Origin of the sequence: Enterobacter wuhouensis (assembly GCF_035835995.1) — a bacterium.
In the GTDB taxonomy this organism is placed as follows: Bacteria; Pseudomonadota; Gammaproteobacteria; order Enterobacterales; family Enterobacteriaceae; genus Enterobacter; species Enterobacter wuhouensis.
The window spans coordinates 3,197,304-3,210,298 of the sequence record NZ_CP142124.1 but is presented as its reverse complement, the minus strand read 5'-3'; the positions used below and the strand labels follow the sequence as shown (position 1 = coordinate 3,210,298).

Annotated in this window: 6 protein-coding genes; 2 read left to right on the top strand and 4 right to left on the bottom strand. The window is 55.1% G+C overall.

Annotated features, from left to right (window positions below):
- Nucleotides 1-8 precede the first annotated feature (8 nt).
- Both nrdA and ubiG read right to left on the bottom strand, forming a co-directional pair.
- On the bottom strand, nucleotides 9-2,294 hold the full coding sequence (gene nrdA, locus VPX56_RS15300; RefSeq protein ID WP_131634910.1) for a class 1a ribonucleoside-diphosphate reductase subunit alpha: 2,286 nt from the start codon (nucleotides 2,292-2,294) through the stop codon (nucleotides 9-11).
- Nucleotides 2,295-2,640: 346 nt separating this feature from the next.
- Complete coding sequence (gene ubiG, locus VPX56_RS15295; protein ID WP_326467429.1) at nucleotides 2,641-3,369, bottom strand: bifunctional 2-polyprenyl-6-hydroxyphenol methylase/3-demethylubiquinol 3-O-methyltransferase UbiG; 729 nt, start codon at nucleotides 3,367-3,369, stop codon at nucleotides 2,641-2,643.
- Between the two features lie 146 nt (nucleotides 3,370-3,515).
- Between ubiG and gyrA the strand changes: the two genes are divergently transcribed.
- Nucleotides 3,516-6,152, top strand: coding sequence for a DNA topoisomerase (ATP-hydrolyzing) subunit A (gyrA, locus tag VPX56_RS15290; RefSeq protein WP_326467427.1), 2,637 nt, complete (start codon nucleotides 3,516-3,518; stop codon nucleotides 6,150-6,152).
- A 136-nt stretch (nucleotides 6,153-6,288) separates the two neighbouring features.
- Nucleotides 6,289-9,135, top strand: coding sequence for a two-component system sensor histidine kinase RcsC (gene rcsC, locus VPX56_RS15285; protein ID WP_326467425.1), 2,847 nt, complete (start codon nucleotides 6,289-6,291; stop codon nucleotides 9,133-9,135).
- 89 nt (nucleotides 9,136-9,224) lie between these two features.
- Here rcsC and rcsB read toward each other — a convergent pair whose 3' ends face one another.
- Together rcsB and rcsD are read right to left on the bottom strand one after the other, a co-directional pair.
- The gene (rcsB, locus tag VPX56_RS15280) at nucleotides 9,225-9,875 is read right to left on the bottom strand and encodes a response regulator transcription factor RcsB (RefSeq protein ID WP_003859405.1); all 651 of its coding nucleotides are present in this window, start codon (nucleotides 9,873-9,875) and stop codon (nucleotides 9,225-9,227) included.
- 16 nt (nucleotides 9,876-9,891) lie between these two features.
- Complete coding sequence (gene rcsD / locus VPX56_RS15275) at nucleotides 9,892-12,564, bottom strand: phosphotransferase RcsD (protein WP_131634914.1); 2,673 nt, start codon at nucleotides 12,562-12,564, stop codon at nucleotides 9,892-9,894.
- Nucleotides 12,565-12,995: the final 431 nt, after the last annotated feature.

Here is a 12,995-nt window from a genome sequence, read left to right as displayed (position 1 = left end):
CGAAGTGCTTAGATCTTACATGCGCCGCTTTCGCAGCCATCGTCCTGAATTGACGGCACCATGTCGTCCTGCGCGTCTTCTGCACCGTCACGGGTGTTGTGATAGTACAGCGTTTTCACGCCAAATTTGTAGGCGGTGAGCAGGTCTTTCAGCAATTGCTGCATCGGCACCTTGCCGGACGGGAAGCGCGTCGGGTCATAGTTGGTATTGGCAGAGATCGACTGGTCGATAAACTTCTGCATGATACCCACCAGCTGCAGGTAACCGTCGTTGTTTGGCATTTCCCACAGCAGCTCGTAGTTGCCGCCCAGGGTTTCGTAATCCGGTACGACCTGACGCAGCACGCCGTCTTTCGAGGCTTTGATGCTGACGTGGCCGCGCGGTGGCTCAATACCGTTGGTGGCGTTGGAGATCTGCGAGGAGGTCTCGGACGGCATCAGGGCAGAGAGCGTGGAGTTACGCAGGCCGTGGGTCTTGATGGACTCGCGCAGGCCTTCCCAGTCGAGGTGCAGCGGCTCGCTGACGATCGCATCCAGGTCTTTCTTGTAGGTGTCGATCGGCAGAATGCCTTTCGCGTAGGTGGTTTCGTTGAACCACGGGCACGCGCCTTGCTCTTTCGCCAGCTCGTTAGAGGCTTTCATCAGGTAGTACTGAATGGCTTCGAACGTCTGGTGCGTCAGGTTGTTGGCGCTGCCGTCCGAGTAACGCTTGCCGTTTTTCGCCAGCCAGTACGCGAAGTTGATCACGCCAATGCCCAGGGTACGACGGCCCATTGCACCGCGTTTAGCGGCCGGGATTGGGTAATCCTGGTAATCCAGCAGGGCGTCGAGCGCGCGAACCGCCAGCACGGCCAGCTCTTCCAGCTCGTCCAGGCTCTTAATTGCGCCCAGGTTGAATGCGGACAGCGTACACAGCGCGATTTCGCCGTTTTCGTCGTTCACGTCTTCCAGCGGCTTGGTCGGCAGGGCGATCTCCAGGCACAGGTTAGACTGGCGCACCGGCGCGACGACCGGATCAAACGGGCTGTGGGTGTTGCAGTGGTCCACGTTCTGGATGTAGATACGGCCGGTAGAGGCACGTTCCTGCATCATCAGGGAGAACAGGTCTACCGCCTTCACGCGCTGCTTGCGGATGCTGTCGTCTTTTTCGTATTTGGTGTACAGACGCTCGAACTCGTCCTGATCGGCGAAGAACGCGTCGTACAGGCCCGGCACGTCGGACGGGCTGAACAGGGTGATGTCTTCACCTTTCAGCAGACGGGTGTACATCAGCTTGTTGATCTGCACGCCGTAGTCCATGTGGCGCACGCGGTTGCCTTCAACGCCGCGGTTGTTTTTCAGAACCAGCAGGCTTTCCACTTCCAGGTGCCACATCGGGTAGAACAGGGTTGCCGCGCCGCCGCGCACGCCGCCCTGAGAGCAGGATTTCACCGCCGTCTGGAAGTGTTTGTAGAACGGGATACAGCCGGTGTGGAACGCTTCACCGCCGCGAATCGGGCTGCCCAGCGCACGGATGCGACCGGCGTTGATGCCGATACCGGCGCGCTGGGAAACGTATTTCACGATGGCGCTGGAGGTGGCGTTGATGGAATCCAGGCTGTCACCGCACTCGATCAGCACGCAGGAGCTGAACTGGCGGGTTGGGGTACGCACGCCGGACATGATCGGCGTCGGCAGAGAAATCTTGAACGTGGATACCGCATCGTAGAAACGCTTCACGTATTCCAGACGGGTGTCACGCGGGTAGTTAGAGAACAGGCAGGCGGCCACCAGAATATAGAGGAACTGGGCGCTTTCGTAGATCTCACCGGTTACACGGTTCTGAACCAGGTATTTGCCTTCGAGCTGCTTCACCGCCGCGTAGGAGAAGTTCATATCGCGCCAGTGATCGATAAACCCGTTCATCTGCTCGAACTCTTCTTCCGTATAGTCTTCCAGCAGATGCGTGTCGTATTTGCCCAGCTCAACCATTTTCACCACGTGATCGTACAGCTTCGGCGGCTCAAACTGGCCGTAGGCTTTTTTACGCAGGTGGAAAATGGCCAGACGTGCGGCGAGGTACTGATAGTCCGGTGCGTCGCGGGAGATCAGATCCGCCGCTGCTTTGATAATGGTTTCGTGGATATCAGACGTTTTGATGCCGTCGTAGAACTGGATGTGGGATCGCAGTTCGACCTGGGAGATAGATACGTTATTCAGTCCTTCTGCTGCCCAGTCGAGAACTCGATGGATTTTGTCCAGATTGATACGCTCGGTGGTACCGTCGCGCTTTGTCACCAGCAGACTCTGATTCATTGGGTTTTACCTGTCCGTGAAATAAAAAATATCCCCCGTTTATCCACAGATCCGTCTTGTGACTAAGTCTGTGGATAAATACTACATATAGGGGGTTTGCGATAAGAGAAACGCTATATGGTGAGTATTCTAGTATCGAATCATTTCAGCACAAGGGTTGATTTTGAGGTTAAATTGAGGTTGTGAAAGGGTAAAAAAGCCTAAGTCCTCGTACCGTAAGGCCTGGACGACATGTCAATAATTAAGAAAAAAAATTCAAAATTTGATCGAGTGCTGATTTCTTCAACGGGAGGTCAGAATTGCGCAACATGATGTCGCGCAATCTTTATAAGAATAGTTGATGACGTTAGTCGTTTTTGGCGGTTGTATGCAACATATAGTTAACATCTACGCCCGGGGCGAGCTTGAATTTATCCGTCAGTGGATTGTAATGCAGGCCGGTGATGTGCTGCTCCCTGAGCCACGTCTGGTCAACCCAGCTCAATAGCTCAGCAGGCTTGATGAATTTCTTCACGTCGTGCGTGCCTTTCGGCACCATGCGCAGCACGTACTCCGCGCCTACGACCGCCATCAGCCAGGCTTTACCGTTGCGGTTGATGGTCGAGAAGAAGACCTGTCCGCCCGGCTTCACCAGCTTTGCGCAGGCCTGCACCACCGATTGCGGATCGGGCACGTGTTCCAGCATCTCCATGCAGGTCACCACATCGTACTGGTGGGCGTGCTTAGCCGCATGATCTTCAACGGTTTCCTGCACGTATTCCACCTGCACGCCGGACTCCAGAGCATGAAGCCGGGCAACCTGCAGCGGTTCAAAGCCCATGTCCAGGCCGGTAACGGTAGCCCCTTCGCGCGCCATGCTCTCCGCCAGGATGCCGCCGCCGCAGCCGACGTCGAGCACCTTTTTACCGAACAGACCGCCGGAACGCTCTGCGATGTAGCCCAGACGCAGCGGGTTAATGCGATGCAGCGGTTTGAACTCACCTTCGAGATCCCACCAGCGGGACGCCACCGCTTCAAATTTGGCAATCTCTTCGTGGTCAACGTTGTGAGCCACCGGGGATTTTTCGGCATTCATGGGCGCTTTTACTCCTTATTTAGCAAGACAAAGGAGTATATCAGGCAATCCCCGTGAATAAAGCGTATAGGTTTACCTCAATCACCGCGGCTGTGTTATAATTTGCGACCTTTGAATCCGGGATACAGTAGAGGGATAGCGGTTAGATGAGCGACCTTGCGAGAGAAATTACACCGGTTAACATCGAGGAAGAGCTGAAAAGCTCCTATCTGGACTATGCGATGTCGGTCATTGTTGGCCGTGCGCTGCCGGACGTCCGCGATGGCCTTAAGCCGGTACACCGTCGCGTACTATACGCCATGAACGTATTGGGCAATGACTGGAATAAAGCCTATAAAAAATCTGCCCGCGTCGTGGGTGATGTCATCGGTAAATATCACCCGCACGGTGATACCGCCGTTTATGACACCATCGTTCGTATGGCGCAGCCATTCTCCTTGCGGTACATGCTGGTAGATGGTCAGGGTAACTTTGGTTCTGTTGACGGCGACTCCGCAGCGGCGATGCGTTATACGGAAATCCGTATGTCGAAAATCGCCCACGAGCTGATGGCCGACCTGGAAAAAGAGACCGTTGATTTCGTCGATAACTACGACGGCACAGAGCGCATTCCTGATGTTATGCCAACCAAGATCCCGAACCTGTTAGTGAACGGTTCGTCCGGCATCGCGGTTGGTATGGCCACCAACATTCCGCCGCACAATATCACCGAAGTGATCAACGGCTGCCTGGCCTATATCGACGATGAAGAGATCAGCATTGAAGGGCTGATGGAACACATCCCGGGGCCGGACTTCCCGACGGCGGCGATCATCAACGGTCGTCGCGGCATTGAAGAAGCGTACCGCACCGGCCGCGGCAAGATTTATATCCGTGCCCGCGCCGAAGTGGAAGCGGACGCTAAAACGGGCCGTGAAACTATTATTGTTCACGAGATCCCGTATCAGGTGAACAAGGCTCGACTGATTGAAAAAATCGCCGAGCTGGTAAAAGAAAAACGTGTTGAAGGTATCAGCGCGCTGCGCGACGAGTCTGACAAAGACGGTATGCGCATCGTGATTGAAATCAAACGCGACGCGGTGGGCGAGGTTGTGCTGAACAACCTGTACTCCCAGACTCAGCTTCAGGTCTCCTTCGGCATCAACATGGTTGCGCTGCACCATGGCCAGCCGAAGATCATGAACCTGAAAGAGATCCTGAGCGCGTTCGTGCGTCACCGCCGTGAAGTGGTGACCCGTCGTACTATTTTCGAACTGCGCAAAGCGCGCGACCGTGCGCACATCCTTGAAGCACTGGCCGTTGCGCTGGCAAACATCGACCCGATTATCGAGCTGATTCGCCGTGCACCGACCCCTGCGGAAGCGAAAGCGGCGTTAGTGGCCCGTCCTTGGGCGCTGGGTAACGTCTCCGCGATGCTTGAACGTGCGGGCGATGATGCTGCGCGTCCTGAGTGGCTGGAACCTGAGTTCGGCGTGCGCGACGGTCAGTACTACCTGACGGAACAGCAGGCCCAGGCGATTCTGGATCTGCGTCTGCAGAAACTGACCGGCCTTGAGCACGAAAAACTGCTCGACGAATACAAAGAGCTGCTGGAGCAGATTGCTGAGCTGCTGCACATCCTGGGTAGCGCAGAGCGCCTGATGGAAGTGATCCGCGAAGAGCTGGAGCTGGTCCGCGATCAGTTCGGCGACGAGCGTCGCACCGAAATCACCGCAAACAGCTCTGATATCAACATTGAAGATCTGATCAACCGCGAAGACGTGGTGGTCACCCTGTCTCACCAGGGCTATGTGAAGTATCAGCCGCTGACCGACTACGAAGCACAGCGTCGTGGCGGTAAAGGCAAATCTGCAGCACGTATTAAAGAAGAAGACTTTATTGACCGCCTGCTGGTAGCCAACACCCACGACACGATCCTCTGCTTCTCAAGCCGCGGTCGTTTGTACTGGATGAAGGTCTATCAGCTGCCGGAAGCGAGCCGCGGTGCGCGTGGTCGTCCTATCGTCAACCTGCTGCCGCTGGAAGCGAACGAACGTATTACGGCTATTCTGCCGGTGCGCGAGTATGAAGAGGGCGTGAACGTCTTTATGGCGACCGCCAGCGGCACCGTGAAGAAAACCGCGCTGACCGAATTCAGCCGTCCGCGTTCTGCCGGTATTATCGCCGTGAACCTGAACGAAGGCGACGAACTGATCGGCGTGGATCTGACTTCCGGTTCCGATGAAGTCATGCTGTTCTCCGCCGCCGGTAAGGTGGTGCGCTTCAAAGAGAACGCGGTGCGCGCAATGGGCCGTACGGCGACCGGCGTTCGCGGCATCAAGCTGGCGGGTGAAGACACCGTGGTTTCCCTGATTGTTCCACGCGGCGAAGGGGCTATCCTGACCGTCACGCAGAACGGCTACGGTAAACGTACGGCGGAAAGCGAATACCCGACCAAGTCTCGCGGCACCCAGGGCGTTATCTCCATCAAGGTAACCGAGCGCAACGGTTCCGTTGTGGGCGCGGTGCAGGTAGACGATGCTGACCAGATCATGATGATCACCGATGCCGGTACGCTGGTGCGTACCCGCGTGTCTGAGATCAGCGTGGTAGGGCGTAACACCCAGGGCGTTATCCTCATCCGTACGGCGGAAGATGAAAACGTGGTGGGTCTGCAGCGCGTTGCTGAGCCGGTGGATGACGAAGAGCTCGACTCCATCGACGGCAGCGTCGCGGAAGGTGATGATGAAATCGCGCCGGAAGCGGAGAGCGACGACGACGCAGCGGATGACGCTGACGAGTAATGTCTCCTGATGCAAAAAAGGGCCGATTTCCGGCCCTTTTCTTTTGCAGATGCAGAAACGTGAACGTTGCGACCTGTCGCGTTTACCGCTACCTTAACCACATTCTTTTTGACCCCGACGGCGGAGCCTCGCCCCTTTGAAATACCTCGTCTCCTTTCGTACCACGCTGAAAGTCTCTCGCTATCTGTTTCGGGCGCTGGCGCTCCTGCTTTGGTTGCTGGTGGCTCTGTTCTCGGTGTTCTACATCGTAAACGCGCTACATCAGAAAGAAGCGGAGATCCGCCAGGAGTTCAACCTCAGCTCCGATCAGGCACAGCGCTATATTCAGCGAACCTCCGACGTCATGAAGGAGCTGAAGTACATTGCCGAAAATCGCCTCACCGCTGAGAATGGCGTGCTTGCGCTGCGTGGGCGTAATGATAAAACCGAAGTGCCGGACTTTGAGCCGCTGTTTCCGGACTCCGACTGTTCCGCAATGGGCAATACCTGGCGCGGATCGCTGGAATCACTGGCGTGGTTTATGCGCTACTGGCGCGACAATTTCTCCGCCGCGTACGACCTGAACCGCGTCTACCTGATTGGCAGCGAGAATCTCTGCATGGCCGACTTCGGCCTGCGCGATATGCCCGTCGAGCGCGACGATGCCCTGAAGAGCCTGCACGAACGCATTGTGAAATACCGCAACGCGCCGCAGGACGAGCGCGGCAATAACATCTTCTGGATTAGCCAGGGCCCGCGCATGGGCGTTGGCTATTTCTATGCCCTGACGCCGGTTTACCTCGGCAACCGCCTGCAGGCGCTGCTGGGCATCGAACAAACCATCCGCATGGAAAACTTCTTTACGCCGGGCAGCCTGCCGATGGGCGTGACTATTCTGGATGAAAACGGCCACTCCCTGATTTCGCTCACCGGGCCGGAGAACCGCTTAAAAGTCGATCCGCACTGGATGCAGGAGCGCTCGTGGTTTGGCTACACCTCTGGCTTCCGCGAGCTGGTGCTGAAGAAAAGCCTGCCGCCATCCTCGCTGAGCATCGTCTATTCCGTGCCGGTCGACGTGGTGCTGGAGCGGATACGCATTCTTATCATGAATGCGATCCTGCTTAACCTGCTGGTGGGTGGGGCGCTGTTTACCCTGGCGCGTATGTACGAGCGCAGGATCTTCATTCCAGCTGAAAGCGATGCCCAAAGGCTGGAGGAGCACGAGCAGTTTAACCGTAAGATTGTTGCCTCCGCGCCCGTCGGGATCTGTATTCTTCGCACCCAGGACGGGACCAACATCCTCAGCAACGAGCTGGCGCATAACTACCTGAACATGCTGACGCACGAGGACAGGCAGCGGCTGACGCAAATCATCTGCGGGCAGCAGGTGAACTTTGTCGACGTGCTGACGAGTACCCATACCAATCTGCAAATCAGCTTCGTCCATTCCCGCTATCGTAATGAAAACGTGGCGATTTGCGTGCTGGTGGATGTCTCCGCGCGCGTGAAGATGGAAGAGTCGCTGCAGGAGATGGCGCAGGCGGCGGAACAGGCCAGCCAGTCGAAGTCGATGTTCCTTGCGACGGTCAGCCACGAGCTGCGAACGCCGCTGTACGGGATTATCGGCAACCTCGACCTGCTGCAAACCAAAGAGCTGCCGAAAGGGGTCGATCGCCTCGTCACGGCGATGAACAACTCCTCAAGCCTGCTGCTGAAAATCATCAGCGATATTCTCGACTTCTCGAAAATCGAGTCCGAGCAGCTGAAAATCGAGCCGCGCGAGTTCTCCCCGCGTGAAGTAATGAACCATATCAGCGCCAACTATATGCCGCTGGTGGTGCGTAAACAGCTGGGGCTTTACTGCTTTATCGAACCGGACGTACCGCTGACGCTGCACGGTGACCCGATGCGTCTGCAGCAGGTCATCTCTAACCTGCTCAGCAACGCCATTAAGTTCACCGATGTCGGCTGTATCGTGCTGCACGTCTGCAAGTCAGGGGATTACCTCAGTATCCGCGTGCGTGACACCGGCGTGGGTATTCCTGCGAAGGAAGTGGTTCGTCTCTTTGATCCGTTCTTCCAGGTCGGGACGGGCGTGCAGCGCAATTTCCAGGGCACCGGGCTGGGGCTGGCGATTTGCGAGAAGCTCATCAGCATGATGGACGGGGATATTTCTGTTGATACCGAGCCGGGCATGGGGAGCCAGTTCACCATCCGCATTCCGCTCTATTCTGCGCAGTATCCGGCGAAAACGACGGTCGACGGATTGAGCGATAAGCGCTGCTGGCTGGCGGTGAATAATGCCTCGCTAAACGATTACCTGACGGCGATGCTAACGTACAGCGGCATACGGGTATCGCGCTATGAAGGGCAAACGCCGGACGTGGACGATATGCTGATAGCGGACGACATGCTGGAGCAGGCATGGCCGGGGCGTGGGGCGATTATCTTCTGCCGCCGTCACATCGGTATCCCGCTTGAGCATGCGCCCGGGGAGTGGCTGCACAGCGTGGCAACCCCGCACGAGGTGTTAGGGCTGCTGGCGCGTATTTACAGCGTTCAGCTGGAGGACAGCGATGGCGCGGCCGCGCTGCCGTCCCCGGACTCCCTGACGCCAGCGAATGACGATATGATGATTCTGGTGGTGGACGACCATCCGATCAACCGCCGCCTGCTCGCTGACCAGCTTGGCTCTCTGGGCTACCAGTGTAAAACCGCCAACGACGGCGTGGATGCGCTGAACGTGCTGAGTAAAAACCATATTGATATCGTACTGAGCGACGTTAACATGCCGAATATGGACGGCTACCGCCTGACGCAGCGTATTCGCCAGCTTGGCCTGACGCTGCCCGTCGTCGGCGTGACGGCAAATGCCCTGGCGGAAGAGAAGCAGCGCTGTCTGGAATCCGGCATGGACAGCTGTCTGTCGAAGCCGGTGACGCTGGACGTGCTGAAACAGACATTGTCGATTTATGCGGATCGCGTGAGAAAAACCAGAATATAAAAAAGGCCCTTACGGGCCTTTTACGTTTTTCACCCTCTCCCACAGGGAGAGGGGCGGGGTGAGGGCATCAGGCCGCACACCCTCCGGGATCAATCCTTGTCCGTTGCGCTCAGCGTAACGGAGGAGAGATAGTTCAGCAGGGCAATATCATTGTCCACACCCAGCTTCATCATTGCTGATTTCTTCTGGCTACTGATGGTTTTAATACTGCGGTTCAGCTTCTTGGCAATTTCGGTCACCAGGAAACCTTCAGCGAACAGACGCAGAACTTCGCTCTCTTTTGGAGACAGACGTTTGTCGCCATAGCCACCCGCGCTGATTTTCTCCAGCAGACGAGAGACGCTTTCAGGCGTGAACTTCTTCCCTTTCTGCAGCGCAGCGAGCGCTTTCGGCAGGTCGGTTGGTGCGCCTTGTTTAAGCACAATCCCTTCGATGTCCAGATCCAGAACGGCGCTCAGGATCGCCGGGTTATTGTTCATGGTCAGAACAATTATCGAAATGTCCGGGAAGTGACGTTTGATGTATTTAATCAGCGTAATGCCGTCACCGTATTTATCACCGGGCATGGAGAGATCGGTAATAAGCACGTGTGCATCAAGCTTTGGAAGGTTATTGATCAGTGCTGTGGAGTCTTCAAATTCACCGACTACATTCACCCACTCGATCTGCTCAAGTGATTTGCGAATACCGAACAGTACAATCGGATGGTCATCGGCAATAATTACGTTCATATTGTTCATGTATAAGGCTACCTTGCTACAGCAAGCTCTTGACGTAGGCGTCAATGTCGCTGATGTATTTTTCAATGCCAGAGGCATCTTTCTCACGAATTAGATGTTCCAGCGTTTCACATAACTGCTTGCCGGGAACCAGATTAAGCATGGCAAACACCCCTTTAAGCCGGTGTGCTGTCTGTGCCAGCGCTGCAAAATCATTCGCAGCGGACTCAGTATACAACCGCTTAACATCATCTGGAACTGTATCAACAAAGAGTGAATAGTAGCCGCTGGCATGGAGCTCGGCATTTTCATTGCCGCCTAACGGTGACTCCGATATCTCTTCCTGCGCCAGCTGCTCTTCTATTAGTTGTAGTACAGCCTCCTGCATCGCATTGCTCATATTAAAGTTGACGCGCAGCTGGCCAGGGCCGATTTTTCGCACGCCTGACTCATCATCGCTTAAAAGCAAGCCCGAGGCAGTAAGATTAGACGGATTATCAGTTAAAAACAGATCAAATTCTTGACTCGCAAGCCTTTCGTCCGGCGTTACGCACGCTGCGCCCCAGTTTTCCAGCTGACGAACCACGATATTACGGATCTCATTAGAGGTCACATCCACCATCACCACGACGTCATCCAGCAGACGTTCTTCATCTTCTTCCTGCGGATTCGCCGCCATTTTAACGTGGAGGGAGTAACGTGTACCGAGCGATTCCCTTGCCTTGATATTCAGGTGGCCCCCCAGCTTACGTGCCAGCTGATCGCACAGCCAGAAGGTGAGGGCGTTCGCTTTGCCATAATGATCGCGTTGCGTGTCGTTCAGGAACGGGAAATGCAGATTATCAATTTCGCTCGTCGTCACGCCTTCACCGGTATCGAGAATGCGGAACGTCAGACGATCCTCTGCCGATTCGTCCGTGCTGACCTCAAGCGTGATTTTGCCAATCTGCGTCGTGGTGACGGCGTACTGAATAATCATCAGCAAAACTCGACGCAGCGCTTCACGATCGCCATGACGTTCGTCGTTTGCGGGTAGGTGGTTGTTAATCAGCAGCTGCAGCCCTTTACGTTTAATGACCGGCAGAACGTCAGGAACGACCTCGTCGATCAGCGCCTGAATGGAGAAGAGGGTAGGACTGCCCTTCCAGTTGTCATTTTCAAGCATATTTGCCAGCTGGATCTCATCAACCAGGCGAACCAGCGAGTCAGCCTGACTGGCAAGCTGCTGGCTTTGTGGCGTGCTTAACTCTGCTGCCTGCGCCGCCAGGGTTTTAAGCGGCTGCTTGAAGGCATCGCCAATATTCTGCATAAAGGCTGCGCGGCCCTGCTGGTTTTTCTCATACAGCCTTTGCGCCTGCTTGAGCTTTTTATTCACCAGCACTTCTCTGTCCTGATCGCGGATCACGAAGATTTGCGTGCGCGATGCCACCTGGCTGCGGAACTGGCGGATTTCGTACAGCTCGTTGTTGATGGTCGCCTGAATAATACCCTGGTGCTGATCGGCCATGGTGGTGATGTTTTGCAGATTCAGGTGCGGCAGCAGGTGATCGGCAATTTTATTGCTCATCACCGTGCGGTTCGCCTCCTGATCGTGAACCAGCACGCCGAGCGGCAGCACGGAGATGATCTCTTCATTCAGCGCGCGCAGCACGCGTAGCTCGTTGCTGGTGCCGGTGGACACCGAGGTTGAACCGCTCTGACGTCCCGGCTGGAAACGAAACGTGCTGTAGCCAAACAGCGCCAGGGCCAGCAGACCGATATTCAGCAGCAGCGGCAGCAGGATATTTTGCAGCGTGTCGAGCAGCAATGTGCCAAACGGTACTTGCCACACCAGACGCATGCCGGTCGAGTTAAGGGATGATGCAATTTCAATCCTGGAGCCGTTGAAGGAGATGGATACGCTCTCCGCGGCCTCTTTGTCCGCCGGCGTACGCATATTTTGCGTGCTGTTGTCGGGGTCGAGGCGGAAGCTGTCGAGCGGCATATCCGGTGGGATCAAATCATTAACGGGCAAATCGAAGGCGACCACGGTCGCCAGGTGGCCCGGCTGGTTAAAGGTTGTACGCAGGGTAAAGTAATGGCCGTTTTGCCAGGCCAGGCGACGCAGCGACGAGAAGCTCTCGCGCTCGTCAAGAGCGTTAGCCTGCTGCAGCATTTCTGCCCGGCGGGAATCGACGATACTGCCCACGGTGGTCTCTTTAAAACCGGAGGAGAGATCTTTCAGCGGCAGCGTTGAGATCAGGATCATGCTGTTGTCCTGACCGTTCAGATAGTACATCGACCACGGCACCGTCTCGGCACCCCAGAGGGTATCAAGGTAGCTTGAAATGCGCTGCGTCATCTCAAGCGTTGCGCTGTCGTGGGAGCCAAAAATGAGGGCTTCCGTCTTACGCTGCGGTTTTTCAAGATAATAGACATCCTGCTTGAGGCGTGTCTCCTGAAGCCCTTCTCCTGATGACGTTGATGGCGCGGCTGCAATATTGTCGTAAATCTGCCAGGTGGCATAGCGCCAGGTATCTATACGCTTGTGCACGGCATGGGTGATATCTACCACCTGATAGCTTTTATCCTTCAGCCATGCGTTGACGGCGCTCTGAACCATGACACCCATTGTGACCAACAGCACCACGATCAACAGAAGAAAGAAACGGGTAATACTCCCGGGTAGAAGGGAGAACTTACTGGCGGGAGTTGTTTCAGTCTGACTCATTGATATGTTTAACCCGTGATGGCCGTGCTGTAAGGGGATACGGCAGTATAAAGGGTAATAGTTGAATTTCCAGCGTCACTGTCAGAGAAGATGCGACTTTTTCCGCTGCGGTTATTCGACGTTAGCCTTGGGTTAAACATGTACAACTCATCGAGGAGTGTACAAATAAAGAACAAGAACGCCTCAAGAATAGCACGAATAAACAAGAAATTATGTTTTTCATTCAAAAATTGCGAGTGGGAAGGGTCTTGAGAGGATTTAGTTAATAGTCGTTACAATTTCATGGCGGTAGCACAAAAAAATCATAATTACGTAAAGAAAGGTAAAAAAAAACCGAATGCAGAGCATTCGGTAGAATTTGGGATAAACAGACATTCAAAGCTGAATGACGGTAATAAATAAAGTTAATGATGATAGCGGGAGTTATTTTA

Coding starts and splice junctions, on each gene's coding strand:
- nrdA (WP_131634910.1), bottom strand. CDS start 2,294: ATGAATCAGAGTCTGCTGGTGACAAAGCGCGACGGTACCACCGAGCGT.
- ubiG (WP_326467429.1), bottom strand. CDS start 3,369: ATGAATGCCGAAAAATCCCCGGTGGCTCACAACGTTGACCACGAAGAG.
- gyrA (WP_326467427.1), top strand. CDS start 3,516: ATGAGCGACCTTGCGAGAGAAATTACACCGGTTAACATCGAGGAAGAG.
- rcsB (WP_003859405.1), bottom strand. CDS start 9,875: ATGAACAATATGAACGTAATTATTGCCGATGACCATCCGATTGTACTG.
- rcsD (WP_131634914.1), bottom strand. CDS start 12,564: ATGAGTCAGACTGAAACAACTCCCGCCAGTAAGTTCTCCCTTCTACCC.